Source organism: Flavivirga eckloniae (assembly GCF_002886045.1).
Classification (GTDB): Bacteria; Bacteroidota; Bacteroidia; order Flavobacteriales; family Flavobacteriaceae; genus Flavivirga; species Flavivirga eckloniae.
The window spans coordinates 4,722,688-4,745,282 of sequence record NZ_CP025791.1; the positions used below are offsets into that span (position 1 = coordinate 4,722,688).

Here is a 22,595-nt window from a genome sequence, read left to right on the forward strand (position 1 = left end):
GAGATATATCTATGTTAGTTAACCGCAGTTGTAGCCAAAGAATCCGTTTGGGTGGTGTTGGTTTCCTGCACAGGTGCATTTTCATCTACCCATACATCGCCTTCAGGAGCCTTAGGATTAGCTGGTGTTGTGCCTTGTAGTGTTAACACATAACTAGATACTTGTGCTATTTGCAACGGCTTTAATTGTTGTTTCCAGGCGATCATACCCTTACCAGAACGACCTCCTTCGGATACGGTTCTAAAAACATTTTTTATACCACCGCCTAAAATCCAGTTTTGGTCTGTTAAATTTGGACCAATACCACCACCACCGTCTGCCATATGACAGGCCACACATGTCGTTTCGAAAATTTTCTTACCTGCGTTTAAATCTGCTGCATCGGTAAGCATAGTAACGGTGTTAATATCAACTAAATCTTTAGCTGTTTTTTTATAAGCTTCAATAGCTTCTCTGGCTTCGGCTAATTCGGTTTCTAATTCATCAAATTGGTTATCTCCATTAAAAACGTGGTACTTAAATAAATAAATAACAGCAAAAATAATTGAGATGTAAAAGCCGTACAGCCACCATGGTGGTAAGTTATTATCTAACTCTTTTATACCATCGTAATTATGATCCAATATAATTTCGCCTTCTTCTTCAAGAGGCTTTTGTCCCAGAAGCTTTTTGTAAATGTTACTTAGCCAGGTAAACTGGTATTGTTTTTCCTTTTCTGCTAAAAAACGTGCTTTGGCTTCTTCGTCTAATTTATGAATCATAATGTTTTCCAATGCTGCAACAATAGCTTCAATGGCTATTAAAATTAGCAGTACTAAGAAAAGGAAAAGTAGAACTATTGGATATTCTATAAATGCAGGTTTATCTCCTGAATCTACGAAGAACTCTACAACTCCGAAGATGAAAAAGAATGCTATAGGAACTCTTATCCAAGATGGGATTAATTTTCTCATGATATATCGTCGTTTTGGTTGTCTAAAGGAATGTTGCTTACGGTATTTATGTAGTCTTTTTTAGCTGTAATAACCCACCAAAAAAGTGCTACAAAAAATATAAAAAAGATGAGTAGTGAGATGATTGGATATATTTCCACATCTGAGATACTCTCCATATGATTTTTTACAAATTTTAACATGTTATCTGTTTTTTTTGATGATTAATTCTGAGCCGTTTCTACTTTAATATCGGTTCCTAAACGTTGTAAATATGCAATAAGAGCAACAATCTCTCTGTTTTTCATTTCAACGAAGTTTTCACCGTTTTCTGAAGCGTATTTTTTATCTGCTTCGTAGGTCTCTGCAAAATCTGGGTCTGTATAAAGGTTCTTTTCTATTTGAGTTCCTTGTTCCAACATATTTTGTTGTGCAGTGGTTATGTCTTCTTCGGTATAAGGAACACCTAAAGACACCATGGTTCGCATTTTAGCTTCGGTTTGCGATTTATCTAACTCACTGGATGGTCCTGTGATTAACCATGGATAACGCGGCATGATCGATCCTGATGATGTACTTTGTGGGTCGTACATGTGATTAAAGTGCCAGTTATCTGAATATTTACCACCTAACCTATGTAAGTCTGGTCCGGTACGTTTACTTCCCCAAAGGAATGGATGATCGTAAACATATTCTCCGGCTTTCGAGTATTCGCCGTAGCGTTCTACTTCACTTCTAAAAGGACGAATCATTTGTGAATGACAGCCTACACAACCTTCACGGATGTAAATATCTCGTCCTTCTAATTCGAGCGGCGTATATGGTTTTACGCTTGCTATGGTTGGAATATTGGATTTAACCATTATAGTCGGTACAATCTGCACGACACCACCAATTAAAATAGCAATCGTAGCTAAAATGGTTAATTGAATTGGTCTGCGTTCTAACCAAGTGTGCCATCCTTCGCTTGCTGTACGTTTTTTAGTTACACGCTCTAATGCAGGCGCTTCTGCTAATTCGTTTTCAACTTTACTACCTTGTTTAATGGTTACAATAACATTGTAAACCATAATGAGCATACCTATAATGAAAAGTGTTCCTCCAATGGCACGCATCCAATACATAGGCATAATTTCCGTAACAGTTTCTAAAAAGTTACCATAGGTTAGTGTACCATCTGGGTTAAACTGTTTCCACATACTTGCTTGTGTGAATCCTGCAACGTACATAGGTAAGGCATACATTATAATTCCAAGTGTGCCAACCCAAAAGTGAAGGTTTGCTAACCCAACTGAAAATAGTTTTGTTTTAAATAACTTAGGTACTAAATAATAAATCATACCAAACGTTAAAAACCCGTTCCATGCCAAGGCTCCTACGTGTACGTGAGCGATAATCCAATCGGTAAAGTGGGCAATGGCATTAACGTTTTTAAGTGATAGGGTAGGCCCTTCAAAGGTTGCCATACCGTAACCTGTAATGGCTACAACCATGAATTTTAAAACAGGGTCTGTACGTACTTTATCCCAGGCTCCTCGTAAAGTTAAAAGTCCGTTTATCATACCTCCCCAAGAAGGCATTAATAGCATTACAGAAAACGCTACACCTAAGTTTTGAGCCCATTCTGGTAATGCTGTATATAGTAAATGGTGAGGTCCTGCCCAGATATATATAAAGATCAACGACCAGAAGTGGACGATCGATAGTCTATAAGAGTAAACAGGTCTGTTAGCGGCTTTAGGAACAAAATAATACATTAACCCTAAGAATGGTGTGGTTAAAAAGAAAGCCACGGCATTGTGTCCGTACCACCATTGTACCAGAGCATCCTGAACCCCGGCATAGACCGAGTAACTTTTTAAGGCACTAACCGGTAATTCTAAACTATTAAATATATGAAGTACAGCAACAGTAACAAACGTGGCTATATAAAACCAAATAGCAACATATAAATGGCGCTGTCTTCTTTTTAGAATGGTACCTATTAAATTCCAACCGAATACGACCCATACAATTGCAATAGCAATATCAAAAGGCCATTCTAGTTCGGCATATTCTTTTGATGTTGTATAACCTAAAGGTAGCGTAATTGCAGCACCTACAATAATAAGTTGCCATCCCCAAAAGTTAATTTTGCTTAAGGTGTCATTAAACATTCTCGCCTTTAGTAAACGTTGCGTAGAGTAGTAAACTCCCGCAAAAATGGCATTACCAACAAAAGCAAAAATAACGGCATTGGTGTGTAATGGTCTTAATCGACCAAAGCTTAGCCATGAAATACCGTCGGTTAGATTAGGGAATAAAAACATAAATGCCAGTAGCAGTCCTACCAACATACCCACAACGCCCCAAAGCATGGTGGCGTATAAGAAATTTTTAACGATTTTATTATCGTAATGAAATTGCTGCATTTCCATAATTTATTAGTTATTAATCTTTTTTGGTTAGTATCGTTTTTTCGGAATTTTCTTTTATAAGTTCATCTTCAAATAACATTCTTACGGAAGGCGTATAGCTATCGTCATACTGTCCTTTCTTTACTGCCATGATAAAGGCTATAAAAAAAACCACAGCTACAATTATACTTATAGCTAATAAAATATATATAACACTCATACCTACTTGAAGTTATGGTTCAAAAATACTTTTATGTCTTTTTTTAAAATATGATTTTTATCATGTTTTACAGAATACTTTTTAGCCACGAATACACGGATGATCAAATATCAGCACATTTCTGTGAAAGCTTTACGAGTCACCGTGTAACAATTTTAAAGCATAATTATTCGTGTAATAGAGCATATTTACTCTAGTTTTCTACCTAAAATATTTGTTGTTACTGTTGTAAATGCCACGATACTAATTGAACTGAGTGGCATTAATATGGCTGCTACAACTGGTGCCAATTGCCCGGTTACAGCAAAATAAAGTCCGATAATGTTGTATATGAAAGAGAGTAAAAAACTCCATTTTATAATGTTTATAGCGGATTTAGATATTTTTATGTAATTGTATAATTGATTGAATTTGGAGGCGTCTAAAATAGCATCGCAGGCCGGTGAGAAAACATTCACGTTTTCTGAGATGGCTATACCAACGTTACTTTGTGCTAATGCACCAGCGTCATTTAATCCGTCGCCAACCATTAATATATTGGCCCCCTCGTTTTGGTGGTATTTTATGTATTCCAGTTTGTCTTCGGGCTTTTGGTTGAAAAGTAACTTGGTTTTTGTGGGAAGTAGTTTTGTTAAGTTCTCTTTTTCGCCGGCATTGTCTCCGGAAAGAATTACTAAATCATACTCTTTTTTAAGGGTATTGAATAGTAGAGAGATTCCCTGTCTGTAGGCGTTGTAGAACGTAAATTTACCTTTGTATATGTTATTGGTGCTAACATGAACGGCTGTGTTTAATGTAGCTGTGTCGTTTGCCAGACCAACAAAAGGCGCTGATCCTATTTTTATATTATGGTCTTTATATTTTGCTTCAATACCTTTTCCTAAAAACTCTTCATAAGTATCTAAAGTATGAATATCGTGCTTGTCTAAGATATTATAAAGTGATCTGCTTAACGGGTGATTAGATCCTCGTAATGTGCTCTTTAATAAGTTTTCTTCGGCTAAAGAAAGTGTTGTGCCTTCATAATTTATTGAAGTTTCTTTGTTAGCAGTTATGGTGCCAGTTTTATCAAAGATGACCGTATTTATTTTAGCCAACTGCTCAATAACGCTGGCGTTTTTTAAATAGAACTTTTTCTTTCCTAAAATACGTAATATGTTTCCGAAAGTAAAAGGAGCAGACAAAGCAATAGCGCAGGGGCATGCAATAATTAGTACAGAGGTAAAAACATTTAATGCTTTACTTGAATCTGTTAACAACCAAAAAGAGGTAGCCAATAGTGCTATTACTAAAATGGTAACCGTGAAACGTTTACTAATACTATTGGTAATGTTTGTAAATGATAATTCTTTGTCTTTTTTAAAAACATCGTTGCTCCAAAGCTGTGTTAAATAACTTTGTTCTACCGATTTTAATACATCTACTTCTATGCTGCCGTCTAATTGTTTTCCTCCTGCAAAAAGTTTATCTCCTGATTGTTTTGATACTATTTTAGATTCGCCTGTTACAAAACTATAATCAATGCGAGCCCTTCCTTTTATTAAAATACAGTCCACAGGAATAAGCTCTTCATTTCTAATGAGTAATCGATTGCCTTTTTCGATGTCGTATACCTGTATAGGTTCTTCTGTTCCTTCGTTTGTTATTTTTGTGATGCCTATAGGGAAATACGATTTGTAATCACGTTCAAAAGATAAAAACGTATATGTTTTTTGTTGAAAAAATTTCCCTAGTAATAGAAAGAATATAAGTCCTGTTAAACTATCGAAAAAGCCGGAACCGGCATCAAAAATTATTTCTGTAGAACTTCTTATAAACAAGACTAAAACTCCTAAAGCGATAGGAACATCTATGTTTAAGATTTTAGACCGAAGCCCTTTAAAGGCAGAAATAAAATAATCTTGTGCAGAATAAAGCACTACAGGCAGAGAAAAGAAAAACATAAGCCATCTAAATAAATGTTTGTACTTTTCTATCCAAAACCCATCTACTTGAAAGTATTCTGGAAATGATAAAAACATAACATTTCCGAAGGCAAAACCAGCAATTCCCAGCTTGTATATTAAAGAACGGTCAATGTGTTTTTTGCCAACGGTATAATCGTCTAGACTTATAAAAGGTTCGTAACCAATACTACTCAATAAAGTTACCAGATTCTTTAGTGTAAGGGATTCACTGTTATAGGTAACCCGCACATTTTTTTTGCCAAAATTAACAATGGATGAGTTAACCGATGGATTTAATTTGTTTAAATTTTCAAGAATCCAGATGCACGAACTACAATGTATATGCGGAATGTACAAGGTAACGATTTGTGTATCGTCATTATTAAATTCCAGCAGTTGTTCAACAATTTTAATATTATCTAAAAAGTTGTATTTACCCTCTATATCCTTAGGAGTTGCACCGGGTGCTTGTTGTAAATCGTAATAACAGGTTAAATCGTTTACAGAAAAAATTTCGTAAACAGTTTTACAACCATTACAACAAAATGATTTATCATCAAATGTAATTGTAGAGGACGTTGCATCTAACCCACAATGAAAACATGTGTTGTTGTCCATTCCTATTTTTGCTCATTTATACCTAGTACAAAGGTTATAAGTTAATGGCTATTTTAATATGATAATTGTCATGTTTTCTTTATTTTTACATCATGAGCAATTAAATATTATGGGTAAGTGTGAATCTTGTATTATAAAGCAGTTCAATTCTCTTAAATCTCTGACTAAGGATGAGTTGGTAAGAATTTCAAACTGCAAAACATCGTATACAATAAAAAAAGGAACGGTTATTTTTGAAGAGGGAGATGCTGTAAATGGCGTTTATTGTGTTAAGGATGGTATCTGTAAGCTGTCTAAATTAAGTGAAAACGGTAAAGATCAAATTGTAAAAATGGTTGTTAAGGGCCAATTACTAGGTCAGCGTTCTCTGGTTAGCGACGAAAATTCCAATTTACAAGCTACAGCTTTAAACGATATGGAAGTCTGTTTTATTCCTAAACATGAAATCATGGCCGATCTTCAAAAGAATCCTAAGTTTTCCTTTGATGTATTAAAGGATATGGCTCATGATTTAAGAGAAGCGGACGATATTATTGTTAACATGGCTCAGAAATCTGTTAGACAACGTTTGGCTGAGGCATTAATTTATATACATGATAGTTTTGGAGTTAATCCAGATGGTACACTTAGTGTATTGTTGTCTCGAGAAGATTTTGCTAATATCGTTGGTACGGCAACAGAGTCTGCCATAAGAGTTTTATCCCAATTTAAAAAGGAAGGACTCATTTCTACTATTGGAAAACAAATTAAGATAGAAAATAAAGAAGGATTGAAACGAATTGAATAACTATAGAATTATAAGTTGAATTCGTTATTTGCAATCCTTTTATGTTATACTTCAATATGAAATTTAAACATCTGTGTTTGAGTTTTCTTTTACTCTAGTATATTTTATCAGAACAGGTATTATTTAAAAACAAGAGTAAGTTGTATTAAAAAAAGCCCCATATAGAGGCTCTCTTTTTAGTTTTTATAATTAATTAGGCGTGTATTTATATAAGAGAATATTACACTTCCCTACGTGTTGATCTAATAATTTCTCTTTTTTACCTGCAATTGTAACTGTACAAATCTCAAAATTTGGAGGAATTGCATTTTGACAGGAAACATTAATAAAGGCTGTACCGCACTTACCCGGTTGAGCTGCGTTTTGAATCCACCCTTCTGTAATTTTGCCAACATGTTCTGCATCGTTTTCAGCTGGAGCAAAAGCAACTGAAGTAGTGATAGCTAACATTAAAGTAAATACTGGTAAAACGATTTTAAAAATTTTAAAATTCATAACATATATATTAAAAAATTAACGACCTACTCTTTTCTACAGGTTTTCGGTCTTAGCCCTGACAGAAGTATCATTATAGGATACTGTTTTTTTAATTTTTTAGTATTGCCTTTGAGGTATTATAGTAGAAAAGGGGATTTCTTTACACGACATTTCTAATAAATTGATTACTAAATACCGTATAAAGTTGCAATATAAAACTTACCTCTAAAGGATAAATATTTGCTTAATAAGGATCTTAAGAGAAGTAGTTTTTAAAAAGTACCAATAAGTCATATTGTATATGACTAAAAAAGAGGATGAATTCTTTTGATTTTAATTTAGAATTCACCCTCTTTAAATTGTTTCTATGTAGGTAAGAGATCGTTACTGTTTTGCCGTTTCAGCTTCAATTTCTTTTACAGGAATTTCACCATCTATAGGTGCGTTTTCCTTTTTAAGATAAGTATCTAAAAACTTAAGAATACTGCTATAAGCTTTAATCTGGTTTTCTTTTTTCACAAAACCATGACCTTCATCTTCAAATAAAACGTATTCTACAGGTACTCCATTTTTACGAACTCCAGCAACGATTTCGTCTGATTCTACCTGTAAAACCCGAGGATCCTTAGCACCTTGTAAAACGATTAAAGGTTTGGTTACCTTATCGGTGTGGAATAAAGGCGATATTTTATGTAGTCTTATAGAGTCTGCTGTATGCGGATTTCCTAATTCTTTGTAAAGCGCATCTTTAAATGATTCCCACCATGGTGGAATACTTTTAAGTGTGCGTATCCAGTTTGTTACACCATATATATTAACCCCAACGGCAAATTCTTCTGGAGTATAGGTTAACGCAGCCATAGTCATGTATCCACCGTAAGACCCGCCCATAATACCAATTTTGCTAGCATCAATTTCGGGTTGTAAGGCTAACCATTTTTTACCTTCTACGCAATCTTGTAGGTCTTTTTCGCCATGGTTTAAATCATCCATTTGAAAAAATGTTTTACCATAACCACTGCTTCCACGGTTATTTACGGCTAGTATGGCATAACCATGATTAACCAGATATTGTACTAGAGATCTAAAGTTTTGTCTGCTTTGCCCTCCAGGTCCACCATGTACTAAAACCAAAGCTGGTACTTTATTTTTTACTGAAGCCTGATGCGGTAAATAATAAATAGAAGGAATTTCTACACCGTCAAAAGATTTATATCTAATTACTTTGGCAGTTACTAAGTGCTCTGCATCTATATCTTTATTAAGTACATCGGTTAATTGATGTTGCTCCTTGGTCGCAAGATTGTAAGTGAATAAATTCGATGGACTATTAGAACCTCCAACATACATGCGCATCATGGTTTCGTCTCTGGAAAAACCAACACTGGTAATGCTTCCATTTTTAAAATCTGGGAGTTCTATATTTTTACCAGAAGCCATATCCAATATTTCTATAACGTTTTTGGCATCTTCGTTTATATAACTAACCATGTACTTCTCGTTATGGGTAAAGTAAATACCAGTTATATCCCAAGATTTTTCTAAAACCTTTTGCCTTTCGCCGGTAGTGGCATTGTACTTCATAACATACGAGAATTCTGCGCCATCATCTGTAGTGTAATAAAGCGTTTCGTTGTTTAAAGAAAAATCCTGAGCAAAATTACTGCTTTGGTTTTCGTTAATTTTTGTGAGCGATTTATCAGTTCTGTTGTAAATAAAAATATCGCTGTCGTTTGTATTTATGGTTTTACTTAAAGCCAAAAGATTCTTGTCGCTGGAAATAGCATTAAGATTATAGCCTTCATCGTTTTGATAAATTAATTTAGAAGTCATATCCTCAATGTTCATTTCGTAAACATCCATAAAGCGCTTATCTCTTTTATTAGAACTATACGTAAAGCTTTTTCCATCGTGAGACCAGCCATTAAAGGATGCTCTTGCGCCTTCATCTGGTGTTAGTTCGGAGATCGAACCATCGGTATCTCGCATGTATAAATGAAAGATTTCATCACCATTTCCATCTGCTCTATATAACATACGTTCGTCGTTTGGAAAGTAAGAAATAGCAAAAACCGATGATGAGTCTGAAGCCGTAATAGGCGTAAAATCACCACCAGATGTAGGAACGGTGTACATATTATAAATTCCAGATCGATTGCTCGATATCAATAATTTTGATTTGTCTGGAGAAAAACTCCCTCCACCTACAGCTTCATTATCCATGAACTGTTCAATTGTGTACTCTTTTAAATTAAGAGCAACTTCTTCTGTTTTGTTTTCTTTTTTACAAGAAACAAACAAAACCAGAAGCACTAAGGTTACCAGTTTATTCATATCTAATTGGTTTTAAATGATTTCACTTCTTTAAATGGGGATAGCTTTATATTTTCCACCAAATTCTTGTAGGTTTTCCAATCGTCGTTAAAAAAAGCATTTGTTTTTTCAATTCCGTTTCTTAAAGCTTTTTCAGCATGTTTAAGTAATGTGGTTTCTGTTGTAGTCAACCCATTTTGCCTAGAACTTACGTAATTATCTACTACATTTATACGTTGATTAATATTCACCCCAGGATCGCGCGTTATACCTTGTCTTTTATCTTCTTTTCCTAAAAACAGATTAATAATGTCGTCAATCTTTTTAGTAATATCCTTTGATGCTTTTATTTGATCTTTATATAACTCTTTATCCAGTTTTTTTAAACCGGATTGATATTTTTTAACAGTTTGTTTACTTTCAACGAGTTGTTTAACAGCGTCTGCCATAACCTGCTTCATATGTTCAATGTTTTTTGAGGCATTGTATACTTCGTTAATTGAAGCCTCAGATTTGTTCAAACGAGGATCGTTTTTAACGGTAATCGTTTGTTTTGAGGTTTGATCTCCAAAATGCAACACTATGTTATATGTTCCGGGTTTTACTCTAACACCTCCGGGTTCTGTTTTTACGTTACTTATTTTTCGCGATGCCCAGTCTGGCCCCTTTTCATTCATATACCAGGTCCACTTATGAATACCAGTTTTTTTAGGCGCTTTTTGTTTCAATGTTCTTATTAAACGGTCTTTATCATAAATTTTCATAGTTAAAGAATCCCATTTAACCTGAACTTCTGTATTTAGCGAAGTCGAAGTAGGCTCCTGATCTTCATCTATTGTCTCATTGGTATTATCGTCATCGTCTTTCTTATCTTCATCAGACGACTCCTTTTTGTCTATAGTTACATAATACGATATTTGAGCTCCATATTTTCTGTTTTCACCATGGTATATAGCATCAGCTCCAAAGCGAGTTCCCGTTGGTTGTTGATAAGCAGCCATGTAAGCTGTTGGAGGTTGGAATAACTCTAATTTTTTATTAATTATTTCCTGATTCTTGGCAATGGCTCGTAACGGACGAATATCATCTAAAACCCATGCAGCGCGACCAAAAGTTCCAATAACCAAATCGTGCTCACGTGGATGAATAACCAAGTCTTTTACAGGAACCGTTGGAAAGCCTTCAGTAGTCCATTTTGTCCATTTGTTTCCTGCATCTAAAGAGAGGTATAAACCATCGTCTGTTCCTAAAAATAATAGGTTAGGGTTCTCAATATCTTCAACTATAGATAATGTATAACTTTTTACGTCGTTAGCATCAACTATGCGTTGCCATGTTTTGCCATAGTTTTTAGTGCGGTAAGCATAGGGCGTATAGTTAAAGCGTCTGTAATCGTTAGCAATTAAAAGCGCTTCACCTTTGTTTTTATTAGAAGCCTTTATTTGGGCAATCCAACTTCCAGAAGGAAGCCCTTTAATATTTTTAGTAACTTCAGTATAAGTTTGTCCGCCGTTTTGGGTAAAATGTAAACGACCATCGTCTGTACCAATCCAGAGCATGTCCTTTTCGAGCGGTGAAGGTTCTATAACTAAAATGGTACAGTGGTTTTCGGCACCAGTTGCATCCATCGTTAATCCGCCACTTTCACTTTGTTTTTGCTTTTCAGGATCATTGGTTGTTAAATCTTCGGAGATAATCTCCCATGTTAAGCCTTTGTCTGTAGATTTGTGAACAAATTGACTGCCAAAATAAATTGTACTGGAGTCAAAAGGATCTATGTTTATGGCCGAGTTCCAATTGAATCGGAGTTTTACATCGGCATCGGGATGTATTGGTCTTACGATGTAATTATTTCCGGTTTCGGAATCGTATCTGCTCACGTAGCCTTGTTGACTCATAGACCAACCAAAACGGGAATCTTCTTTGTCTGGAACAACATCAAAACCATCACCAAAACTTATTTCCTGCCAGTAAGAGTTTCTAATACCTTGCGAACGCCAAACATAAGCAGGACCTTTCCATGAACCATTGTCTTGCATGCCTCCGTACACATTATACGGAATATCGTTATCTACATTTATATGATAAAATTGCGCAACAGGTAGATTGCCTATAAAGCGCCATGTTTTACCTCCATCTTTCGTAATATTTAATCCGCCATCGTTACCGTCTATCATAAAATCACCATTGTTGGGATGTATCCACCAGGCATGGTGGTCGGGATGCACACCGTTATTGGCTCCATATGCAGGCATGAGCTGTGAAAAGTTTTTTCCGCCATCTTCACTAACATTTACATAGGTATAAATAGAATAGACACGGTTTTCATTTTGTGGGTCTACATAAATTTCAGAGTAGTAAAAAGGACGATTTCCAATATCGTTTTTATCGTTTATTTTTTTCCATTTAAAACCACCGTCCTCACTTTTGTATAAGGCATTTTTCTTGGCTTCAATAAGGGCATAGATTGTATTGGGTTTGTTTGCAGCAATAGCGATACCTATACGTCCTAAATTTCCTTTTGGTAAGCCATCTTCATCGGTTAACTTTTTCCATGTTTCTCCTCCGTCATGGGTAATATGTAATCCAGAGCCTTCACCACCAGAATTAAAAAACCAAGGCTCTCTTTTGTGTTCCCACATGGCAGCAATAAGTTTATTGGGGTTTGTAGGATCCATAACCAAATCGGCAGCTCCGGTTTTGTTATTGGCAAATAGAATTTTCTTCCAATTTTTTCCACCATCGATGGTTTTATATACACCGCGCTCTGGGTGTTCTCCCCAAGGCGAACCTATAGCAGCAACATAAATGATATTCGGATTCGTTGGATCGATAATAACACGATGTATGTGCCGTGTTTTTTCCAAGCCCATTAATGTCCAGTTTCTACCGCCATCTAACGACTTGTATATGCCATAGCCGCCATTTAAGCTGTTTCTCGGGTTTCCTTCACCGGTTCCTGCCCAAATAACACTTGGGTTTGATTGTTGAATAGCGACAGCACCAATAGAGGCTGTTACTTCTTTGTTAAAAATTGGGTGCCATTTAATACCCCCAGAAGTCGATTTCCATAATCCCCCCGAAGCGGTTCCAACATACATGATATCTGGATTAGAATGTACAACATCTATGGCTGTAACACGACCAGACATACCGCCAGGACCAATGTTTCGTGGTTGCATGTTCTTTAATAAGTCCATTGAAAATTCTTGGGAAAATACAGAAATTGATGCCAATAGCATCAATAGGTAGAGTGTGCGTTTCATTTATTTATTCGATTAGTCGGAATAAAGATAACAAAAACTTAGCGCGAGATTCTTAATGAGATGTTAATGCTTTTATGTAATGAAAAAAATGTGGTATTTTTATACAGCTATGATAGATAAAAAAGCCATAAGAAAAGGGTTTGTATTTAAAAAATATGAAGCTCCTTTTCAGTCCCCTTTTGATAGAATTTTTGAAGTTTTCAAAGAGCTCATTACCCATACTTCTGGTGATTTTGATGAAGCTATAGAATGGTTACGGGAGTTAGATAAAGAATATATGCTCACTACCGACGATTATTCTATTGATGATTTTATTGAAGATTTAAAGAAGAAAGGGTATATAAGAGAAGAACTTGATCCTGATGGAAACGGAGGTATGGCTATTACTGCAAAAACAGAACGTGCCATTCGTCAGCAAGCTTTAGATCATATTTTCGGGAAGATTAAACGAAGTGGGAAAGGAAACCATAAAAGTAAAAGTCCTGGAATAGGTGATGAACACACGGGAGATTATAGAAATTATCAGTTTGGTGATGCTTTGGATAAGGTGTCTATGACAGAGAGTTTAAAGAACGCTCAAATTAACCATGGGATTGGTGATTTTAATTTATCTGAGGATGATCTGGTGGTTGAAGAAACGCTTCATAAATCGCAAATGAGTACTGTCTTAATGATTGATGTAAGCCATAGTATGATTCTTTATGGGGAAGATCGAATTACACCAGCTAAGCGAGTAGCTATGGCATTAGCAGAATTGATTACTACGCGGTATCCAAAAGATACTTTGGATATTTTGGTGTTTGGAAATGATGCATGGCAGATTGAAATTAAGGATTTGCCTTATTTAAAAGTTGGACCTTATCATACCAATACTGTAGCGGGATTGCAGTTGGCTATGGATTTGCTTAGAAGAAAAAGAAATACTAATAAACAGATTTTTATGATCACCGATGGGAAACCAAGTTGTTTGCGTTTGCCGGACGGTCAGTACTATAAAAACAGTAATGGATTAGACAAACATATTGTAAATAAGTGTTATGCCATGGCGCAACAGGCTAGACGTTTACATATTCCTATTACAACATTTATGATTGCTCAGGATAGTTATTTGATGCAATTTGTAAGGGAGTTTACTTATGCAAATCAAGGAAAAGCATTTTATACGGGATTAAAAGGATTGGGGGAAATGATCTTTGAAGATTACGAAACGAATAGAAAGAAACGGATTAGAGGCTAACTAGAAGCAAGAACAGACTTGCTCCTCCCTTTTAAAAAGGGAGGTGGTCCCGATGGAATCGGGATCGGAGGGTTAGAGTATTTAGAGTATGTAAAGTAAAAAACACCTCTTTCTTCCGATTTTTTATTAAATCGGAATTCATTCTCCTCTTAGATTTAAGAGGAGAGCCGTAACGAATAAAGTAATAAGGTTAAAGGAAAGATGCGTTCCGGTATAATCGAGACTCGAAGGGTTAAAAAAAGATAACAAAAGAAAAGATATAATTATACAAGTTTATAATCTCTTTTCTAAACAAAAGTATATGAACATAGAAAACATAAAAACACTGGGGGATTTAAAGAAGGCAAAATATCAACCTAAATCCATTAAAGATGAATTAAGAGATAATCTTATTAAAAAAATAAAGAATAAGGAAACGACCTTTGAAGGTGTGCATGGTTACGAGAATACTGTTATTCCCGAATTAGAGCGTGCCATTTTATCTCGTCATAATATCAACCTTTTGGGGTTACGAGGACAAGCTAAAACACGTTTGGCTCGTTTAATGTTGAATCTGTTAGATGAATATATTCCTTATGTTACAGGATCTGAGATTAACGATGATCCGTTTCAGCCAATTTCGAGATTTGCAACTGAATTGATAAATGAAAAAGGAGACGATACACCTATTTCATGGCTACATAGAAGTGAACGTTTTGCTGAAAAACTGGCAACACCCGATGTTACAGTAGCTGATATTATTGGTGATGTAGACCCTATTAAGGCAGCCAACTTAAAATTGAGTTATGCAGACGACAGAGTGATACATTATGGTATGATACCAAGAGCTAATCGTTGCATATTTGTAATTAATGAATTACCAGATTTACAAGCCAGAATTCAAGTAGCTTTATTTAATATTTTACAAGAAGGTGATATTCAAATTAGAGGATTCAAGTTACGTTTACCTTTAGATATTCAGTTTTTATTTACTGCAAACCCTGAGGATTATACCAATAGAGGAAGTATTGTAACACCTTTAAAAGACAGAATTGGTTCTCAAATTTTAACCCATTACCCAATAAATATAGATACGGCCAGATTAATAACAGAACAAGAAGCCAAATTAGTAGAAGGACAAAAAGAAACTGTTACAGTTCCTGAATTAGCAAGGGATTTACTGGAGCAAATATCCTTTGAAGCTCGTGAAAATGATTTTATTGATGCTAAAAGCGGCGTAAGTGCCAGGTTAAGTATTACTGCTTTAGAGAATTTACTAAGTACCGCGGAACGTAGAGCGCTAATATCGGGCGATAAAAACACCATGGTACGTTTAAGTGATTTTATTGGTGTTATTCCGTCTATTACAGGAAAAGTAGAATTGGTTTACGAAGGAGAGCAGGAGGGAAGCGCCGTTGTTGCTTATAATTTAATAGGCGAGGCGGTTAAGAGTTTGTTTAGTGAATTTTTTCCAAAGATTGAAAAATTAAAAAAACAGGATGAAGAAAGTCCTTATGATAATATTGTGTCTTGGTTTTTTAACCTAAAAGAAGGTTTCGAACTCTTGGACGACTTACGCGATAAGGAGTATAAAAGTTTACTAGACTCTATTGAACCTTTAAATGATTTATTAGGAGAATACCAGCCTAATTTATCTAAACAGGATAGTTATTTTGTAAAGGAGTTTGTGCTTTGGGCGTTGGTGGAATTTAAGCAATTAAGTAAACAAAGGTTAACCGAAGGTATTCAGTTTAAAGATCCTTATGGAAGTTTTATAAATGGGATATAAAAATAGTGCTAAATAAAATCTGACATTTAGATTAATAACGTATATAGGATAACGAAAAAACCTACTTATTATGTTAAAATGTTATCCTACAACCGTTTGGTTGTTACTACTATTTGTGAGCCTGTCTAGTGCTCAAATTTCAGAAATAAATTTTTTGAATAAAGATTATGCTTACGGCATTCAACCATCAAATATTCAAGCAGATGATTTGTATGATGTCTACGTGGCGTGGCGAAACACTTTTGCCTCACCCTGTTCTAATGGAAGATATCGAATTAAATTTAACCCGACTAACGAAACAGTTTCCGAGGGAGTAGCATACGGCATGTTATTGTCAGCTTATGCAAATGATAAAGAACTTTTTGATGGTCTATGGCTTTACTATCAAGACTTTGCTAATGCAAATGGTGTTATGAACTGGAAAATAGATGGTTGCTCCAATGCCATTGGTTTTAATGGTGCAACTGATGCAGAATTAGATGCAGCTATAGCCTTAATTGTGGCAGATAAACGTTGGGGAAATACAGGTGCTATAAATTATGAGACAGATGCAAAAACATTAATAAATGCTATAAAAAATCATGAAGTAGAAGCCGGTACAAATGTCTTAAAGCCTGGTGATGTCTGGGGAGGGAGCACCAATACAAGTCCATCATACTTTGCAACTGGCTATTTTAGAGTGTTTGGTGAGTATATGAAAGATGCTACTTTTTGGAACACTGTTGCAGATACGTGCTACGATATTATTAATGCTAATTTATTTAAAAACAATGCGGCTTATAATTTAGTATCAGATTGGTGTAAAGCGGATGGTAATTATGCAACTGTACTACCTGGAGGAGCACATAATCAAGGGAAGTCTTATTATTACGATTCAGCTAGGGCACCATGGAGAATAGCAATTGATTATGTGTGGCATGGTAATTCTAAAGCATTGGATTATTCAGTTTTGTGTAATAATTTTGTCACTGCTAAAGGCGGCTTTAATCAAATATACCCGGGTTATAATCAAGATGGTGTTCCAATTTCAACAGATTATAAAGACCCGGTATTTACTGGTGCTTATGCTACAGCAGGTATGTCTTCAAGTACTCAAAGTTTTGTAAATAATGGTTATACAGAATTAAAGAATCAATCTAAAAGTGATTATTTTAGTGCAACATTAAGAGCCATTTATATGTTTACGCTTTCTGGTAATACATATAACCCGTTACAAGAAACCCCTTTAAGTGTTACCGAGTTGGATGACTTTTCCTTTGAAATATACCCTAATCCTGCTTCAGATTATTTATTTGTAAATTTTAGATCTTCAAGACCAAAGTTTATTAGGCTGTATTCAATTAATGGTGTCGAATTATTAAGAGAACCAATTAATACCTCAGAAATAAGGTTAGATATTAAACACTTAAAAAGTGGTGTTTATCTTTTAAATATTGATGAGGACAACTTTAAGATTGTTAAACTGTAAAATAGTATAACCCATTACATATAAAGCGAAAGCGTAGTATGCAACCATGAAAGGTAAGCATACTACGCTTTTATAAATTTTTTTTCTATAGAAATATATAGAAAAAAAGTATTTCGTTTTTATTGCTTAGCAAAGGTCATGGTTTGCGCTCCCATTTCGTCGCTTAACACAATAACTAAGCTTTTTTGATCTAAGCTAGTAACTGAGAAATCCTTTTTTTCAGAACCTTCAGTTGTTGTTAATGTTTTATTGTCGGAAGATAAAGACCATGTTCCTTTCTCTGTTTTTTCTTTTTTCCCCATGAAAGCAGGAGAATTAACAACAACAGCGTTATCTGCTTTAAATTCATAAGAAAGTTTTCCAACTAAAGCTTTTTTTACAGCTTCAAACATTTCCTCCATGCCTGCCATTTCTTCTTTAGTCTTAATGTTCATGTCTTTTAAGATCCATTTTCCAGTTAAAGTTTCGCTAGGAGATGCTTCCTTTTTTGGAGCTTCTGTTTCTGCTGTTTCATTTTGAGATGTTTCTTTATTTGCATCCTTGCAAGATGTTAGGGATATACAAATAGTTAAAACTAGTACAAATAATAAATTGATTTTCTTCATAATATAAGGTATTTAAGTTATATGATTTGGGTTAACATATATTTTATAGTTCATATGTTCATACATATGAACTTATTGGCAAAAATAATCGTTTTATTTTTTTTACCTAATATTTTATGTAAAATTTTACTATAAAGATGGTTAGTACTCTTCTGTCAAAAAACTATTTTAAGAATAAAAGCCAAAAGGTCTTTTACCAACCACCTCTATCTTTTACATTGGCTTCGCACAGTTTAATAATTTCTGCGATTCGCTTTTCTCTAGTAGCTTGGCGTTTTGCTTGATTTATCCAATATAAATAACCCTTTCTATATGAAGGCGCAAAGCTATTATAGTTATTAAAGGCTTTTGGGTTTTTGTTGAAGGCCATTTGAAGATCGTCTGGAATGATGCCTTTTTCAACAGCATCTAATGCCGTCCAGCTACCATTTTGTTTTCCAATTTCAATAATTTTAAACCCACTTTCGTGCATTAAATTATTAGCAGTTAATTCTTTAATGTACCTTTTGTTTAGGGCGCTCCATACACTTTTAGGGTTTCTTGGAGAAAAGCGTTGTCGGCGTTTGCCGTTGCCTAAACTTTTTACTGTAGAATCGATCCAACCATAACAAAGCGCCACTTTTACAGCTTCTTCCCAACGCATAGAAGGTTTTTTTGTTTCTATTTTATAAAGGATGAGATAAACCCCATTTGATAGATCATGGTTTTCGTGCAACCATTCGCGCCATTCGGTATCTGTTTTAAAATATAGTTCTGGAATTTCCACTGCTTTTAGAGTTTATTTACTTCAACATAAAAATCTGGATCAACGTTAAAAGAGGTGATTTTTGATGCTGCGGTTATAGTTTTCCAATCAGATTTTGGAAATAACCATTGTTCTTTTTCGTTAATGCTGATTTGAATGGGCATGTCGAATTTATCAACAATATTTGTCCAACGGTATTTTAATGTATTTTCTTCGATTGTGTACTCTAATGTCGGAATTTTTGTTGTTCTTAGATATTGATTGAAAAACTCTGTTAAATCGATGCCTGTTTTTTCACTTAAATAGCTTTCGATTTGCTGTGTCGTAACTGTTTGATGATAAAAATCTTTATTAAGCCCACGTAAAATTTGTCGCCACTTTTCATCATCTTCAATAAGTTGCCTTAGTGTATGTAACATATTGGCGCCTTTAAAATATATGTCACTGGATCCTTCGCTATTAACATTATAAGTTCCTATTAAAGGGACGTCGTTAAGGATTCTTTCTCGAGTACCAATAACATATTCTGCTGCAGCCTCTTTTCCATAATAATAATCTAAAAACAGGTTTTCGGAGTACGTAGTAAAGCTTTCATGTATCCACATGTCTGCAATGTCTATGTTGGTAATATTATTAGCAAACCATTCGTGCCCGGACTCATGTACAATAATAAAGTCGAATTTTAAGCCCCATCCAGTACCGGATAGATCGCTACCCAAATATCCTTTTTTATACTTATTACCATAAGTAACACAACTTTGATGTTCCATGCCCAAATAGGGAACTTCAACCAGTTTAAAACTGTCTTCATAGAAAGGGTATTTGCCAAACCAATGTTCGAAAGCTTTCATCATTTTGGGAGCATCTTTAAAATGTTCTTTGGCTTTCTCAAGGCTATCTTTTAATACGTAATAATTCATATCTAAGCGACCGTCTTCTCCATAATAAACATCAGAGAAATTAGTGTAGTCGCCAATGTTTATATTAACACCATAATTATTAATAGGGTTATTTACAAACCAGTGATATGTTTTTGTATCTCCATATTGTTCTATATTTTTTAGTCTACCATTGGAAATGTTCATCAAATTTTTAGGCACGTTTACACTAATAAGCATACTGTCTACTTCATCGTACATATGGTCTTTACATGGCCACCAAACACTTGCACCTAATCCTTGGCAAGAGGAGGCTACAAAATGGTTGCCTTTTGGGTCTTTTTTCCATGAAATTCCTCCATCCCAAGGTGCTCTAACTGCTTCTCTGGGGTTTCCTTCATAATAAATTTCAATAGCATTTAAATCACCAGTTTTTTGCTTTTCGATAAGATTTATAAAATGTGCATTACCATCATGTTTTATTTGTAATTCTTTACCATTCTGAACGGCTTTAGTAAGGTTTAAAGGTGTTTGCAAATCAATTTGCATTACGGAATGATCTTCTAAAACCTTATACTGAATAGTGTTTTTACCCGAAATAAATTTTTTATCTGGATCTACTTTAATATCTAAATGATAATAGGTTAAATCCCACCACGAACGTTCTGGAGTTATTGAACCTCTTAATGTGTCTTGTCTTGTAAAACTACTTTTCTCGGAAAGTAACCCCTGAGCTTCGATTGAAAATGGGATTGTTAATAATAAGAGTAATAGATATATTCGATTGATCATTTTTTTATTTAGCGAATTGGGTTTAGAAAATGGATTTGATTTAACCTTCTGATCCTGATGTTATCGGGACCACCTCTCTTTAAAAAGGGAGGAGTGAGTTCTGTTTATATTTTAGGTACTGTATTTTATTGGTTATAACGTTCAATTATTACGGCTCTCATCTTAAATTTAAGAGGAGAATGAATTCCGGTTTTTTATTAAAATCGGAAGAAAGAGGTGTTTTTATTTTATTCCTCCTAATATTATGTAACCCTCCGATTCCGATTCCATCGGGACCACCTCCCTTTTAAAAAGGGAGGTGCGAGTTCTATTTATATTTTATTTACTGTATGTTTATTAATTATAGCGTTCAGTTATTATTGCTCTCCTCTTAAATTTAAGAGGAGAATGAATTCCGATTTTAATAAAAAATCGGAAGAAAGAGGTGTTTTTATTTTATTCCTCCTAATATTCTGTAACCCTCCGATCCCGATTCTATCGGGACCACCTCCCTTTAAAAAAGGGAGGAACAAGTTCTGTTTTTATTTTTATACATCAACACGCATCTTTCCCTTTAACATCATTACTTAACCATTACGGCTCTCTTCTTTAATTTAAGAGGAAAGGAACGAGTTTCTAACAATTCTTAATATGTTGTCTATAATTATAACTTAACCCAAATGTAAATAAAAAGGTTCTTAAGAATTTGTTAATGTTTGGTTCGTATCTTAGTCTCTAAAGACTTTGTTAGGAAATACAACTACACTTTCAAAACCATCGTCGTCAACAGAAGCTATCCCGAAGAAGTAATTATCAATAACGATACCATCCAATATGAATTCTGAAACATCACCAACATATCTGCTGTGATCCCAAGTAGGGGAAGTGGTGCTTCTCCAGTAAATCTTATAGCCTTTGGCACCATCTACTTTATCCCATTTGAATTTTACGGAAGGCTCTACAATACCACCAATTGAAACATTTTTTGGAGTGGGTGGAGCAGAGGCTAAACTAGCCATGTTTATGGCATTTACTGTGGTGAGCTTTTTTGCGTAATCGAAATTTACATGTTCAATAACATCACCATATTTAATTCCGTTTTCTTCGCGAATGTCTTGATGTTGTTGGGTGTAGTTTTCATGAGCTTCCATAATGCGGATTCCAGCGTAACCTAAATCGTTAAAAGGACGGTGGTGACCGCCACGGCCGAATCTATCCAATCTATATACCATCATGGGGTTCATTTCCGGCATATATGTTTTCGTGGTTTTATATACGTAGCGCGCTAATTGACGCGAGATACCATCTACTTCACCGCCATAAAATCGACGTAGTTTTCTTTGGCGTTCTGTTTCGTTAGCAGGTACGGGCTCAGAGAATATTCTAAAGGTTCTGTTATCTATAACACCATCTACGCCTTTTATATTTCCAATCATATCGTTATTGAAAACCCCTATGATGTCCCATGCTTTTTCTTGAGCATATTTAGCCAATCCTGCACCACCAAAAAGGCCTTGTTCTTCGCCAGACAACCCAACGTAAATAATGCTACTTTCAAATTTGTATTTAGATAAAACCCTAGCGGCTTCAATAGTGCCTGCCATACCGGAAGCGTTATCGTTTGCACCGGGCGCATCGGTAGTAAAATCCATAGTATCGCTGGCACGGGAATCAATATCACCACTCATAATGATATAACGATTTGGGTGAGTTGTTCCCTTTTGAATGGCTATAACATTAACCACCCAAGCATCATGTGGCACACGATTGTTGCCTTTTTTAGTAACAAAATCTTTTTGATAGAAGACTTCTAAACAGTTATTACAATTTTTAGAAATAGTTTCAAATTCCGACTTTATCCATCGTCGGGCTGCTCCAATACCTCTTGTGTTTGAAATAGTATCGCTAAAGGTATTTCTTGTTCCAAAATCGGCAAGGGTTTGGACATCTTTTTTTAGACGGTCGGCAGAAACAGTCTCAATAATATCATACAGTTTTTGATTGGTTTGGGCAATAATAGTTAATGGAACGAGTAGTAAAAGTAATAGAGTTAGGTGCTTCATGTTTTTTTTGAATAAATGTAATTTTCGTTTTGAACTAGTGTTTTTAAAGATAACGAAAATAGGAATGCTTCAAAAATAAATTGCATGGAACACCTAAAAATATTC

The 22,595-nt window shown here is 34.9% G+C and carries 16 protein-coding genes; 4 read left to right on the forward strand and 12 right to left on the reverse strand.

Annotated features, from left to right (window positions below; all coding sequences use genetic code 11):
- Positions 1-14: 14 nt before the first annotated feature.
- The 5 genes from C1H87_RS19330 to C1H87_RS19350 form a co-directional block, all read right to left on the reverse strand.
- On the reverse strand, positions 15-953 hold the full coding sequence (locus tag C1H87_RS19330; protein WP_102757396.1) for a cbb3-type cytochrome c oxidase N-terminal domain-containing protein: 939 nt from the start codon (positions 951-953) through the stop codon (positions 15-17).
- Complete coding sequence (locus C1H87_RS19335; RefSeq protein WP_102757397.1) at positions 950-1,135, reverse strand: CcoQ/FixQ family Cbb3-type cytochrome c oxidase assembly chaperone; 186 nt, start codon at positions 1,133-1,135, stop codon at positions 950-952. Before C1H87_RS19335 ends, C1H87_RS19330 begins: the two co-directional genes overlap by 4 nt.
- 21 nt (positions 1,136-1,156) lie before the next feature.
- Positions 1,157-3,349, reverse strand: coding sequence for a cytochrome-c oxidase, cbb3-type subunit I (gene ccoN / locus C1H87_RS19340; protein WP_102757398.1), 2,193 nt, complete (start codon positions 3,347-3,349; stop codon positions 1,157-1,159).
- A 13-nt stretch (positions 3,350-3,362) separates the two neighbouring features.
- On the reverse strand, positions 3,363-3,548 hold the full coding sequence (gene ccoS / locus C1H87_RS19345) for a cbb3-type cytochrome oxidase assembly protein CcoS (protein ID WP_102757399.1): 186 nt from the start codon (positions 3,546-3,548) through the stop codon (positions 3,363-3,365).
- A 188-nt stretch (positions 3,549-3,736) separates the two neighbouring features.
- Positions 3,737-6,112 carry a heavy metal translocating P-type ATPase gene (locus tag C1H87_RS19350; RefSeq protein WP_102757400.1) on the reverse strand — a complete coding sequence of 792 codons (2,376 nt, stop codon included), beginning with the start codon at positions 6,110-6,112 and terminating at the stop codon, positions 3,737-3,739.
- A 109-nt stretch (positions 6,113-6,221) separates the two neighbouring features.
- On the opposite strand from C1H87_RS19350, the gene C1H87_RS19355 reads away from it, so the two are divergent.
- The gene (locus tag C1H87_RS19355; protein WP_102757401.1) at positions 6,222-6,899 is read left to right on the forward strand and encodes a Crp/Fnr family transcriptional regulator; all 678 of its coding nucleotides are present in this window, start codon (positions 6,222-6,224) and stop codon (positions 6,897-6,899) included.
- Positions 6,900-7,088: 189 nt separating this feature from the next.
- On the opposite strand, the gene C1H87_RS19360 is transcribed toward C1H87_RS19355, so the two are convergent.
- The 3 genes from C1H87_RS19360 to C1H87_RS19370 all read right to left on the reverse strand — a co-directional run bounded on the left by C1H87_RS19360 (position 7,089) and on the right by C1H87_RS19370 (position 12,955).
- Positions 7,089-7,394 carry a DUF6520 family protein gene (locus C1H87_RS19360; protein ID WP_102757402.1) on the reverse strand — a complete coding sequence of 102 codons (306 nt, stop codon included), beginning with the start codon at positions 7,392-7,394 and terminating at the stop codon, positions 7,089-7,091.
- Positions 7,395-7,760: 366 nt separating this feature from the next.
- The gene (locus tag C1H87_RS19365) at positions 7,761-9,710 is read right to left on the reverse strand and encodes a S9 family peptidase (RefSeq protein ID WP_102757403.1); all 1,950 of its coding nucleotides are present in this window, start codon (positions 9,708-9,710) and stop codon (positions 7,761-7,763) included.
- Between the two features lie 2 nt (positions 9,711-9,712).
- Positions 9,713-12,955, reverse strand: coding sequence for a WD40/YVTN/BNR-like repeat-containing protein (locus tag C1H87_RS19370; RefSeq protein WP_102757404.1), 3,243 nt, complete (start codon positions 12,953-12,955; stop codon positions 9,713-9,715).
- A 79-nt stretch (positions 12,956-13,034) separates the two neighbouring features.
- Between C1H87_RS19370 and C1H87_RS19375 the strand changes: the two genes are divergently transcribed.
- The 3 genes from C1H87_RS19375 to C1H87_RS19385 all read left to right on the forward strand — a co-directional run bounded on the left by C1H87_RS19375 (position 13,035) and on the right by C1H87_RS19385 (position 17,428).
- Positions 13,035-14,192: a vWA domain-containing protein gene (locus C1H87_RS19375; protein ID WP_233783206.1), complete on the forward strand. Its 1,158-nt coding sequence runs from the start codon at positions 13,035-13,037 to the stop codon at positions 14,190-14,192.
- Positions 14,193-14,493: 301 nt separating this feature from the next.
- A complete protein-coding gene (locus C1H87_RS19380; RefSeq protein WP_102757405.1) occupies positions 14,494-15,960 on the forward strand; it encodes a magnesium chelatase in 1,467 nt (488 codons plus the stop codon).
- A 70-nt stretch (positions 15,961-16,030) separates the two neighbouring features.
- Positions 16,031-17,428 carry a glycosyl hydrolase family 8 gene (locus C1H87_RS19385; protein ID WP_102757406.1) on the forward strand — a complete coding sequence of 466 codons (1,398 nt, stop codon included), beginning with the start codon at positions 16,031-16,033 and terminating at the stop codon, positions 17,426-17,428.
- A gap of 119 nt (positions 17,429-17,547) precedes the next feature.
- Here C1H87_RS19385 and C1H87_RS19390 read toward each other — a convergent pair whose 3' ends face one another.
- From C1H87_RS19390 to C1H87_RS19405, 4 genes are all read right to left on the reverse strand, one after another.
- On the reverse strand, positions 17,548-18,033 hold the full coding sequence (locus tag C1H87_RS19390; RefSeq protein ID WP_102757407.1) for a lipocalin family protein: 486 nt from the start codon (positions 18,031-18,033) through the stop codon (positions 17,548-17,550).
- Positions 18,034-18,226: 193 nt separating this feature from the next.
- A complete protein-coding gene (locus tag C1H87_RS19395; RefSeq protein ID WP_102757408.1) occupies positions 18,227-18,799 on the reverse strand; it encodes a YdeI/OmpD-associated family protein in 573 nt (190 codons plus the stop codon).
- 5 nt (positions 18,800-18,804) lie between these two features.
- A complete protein-coding gene (locus tag C1H87_RS19400; RefSeq protein ID WP_102757409.1) occupies positions 18,805-20,448 on the reverse strand; it encodes a M1 family metallopeptidase in 1,644 nt (547 codons plus the stop codon).
- Positions 20,449-21,155: 707 nt separating this feature from the next.
- Complete coding sequence (locus C1H87_RS19405) at positions 21,156-22,490, reverse strand: M28 family peptidase (RefSeq protein ID WP_102757410.1); 1,335 nt, start codon at positions 22,488-22,490, stop codon at positions 21,156-21,158.
- Between the last annotated feature and the right edge of the window lie 105 nt (positions 22,491-22,595).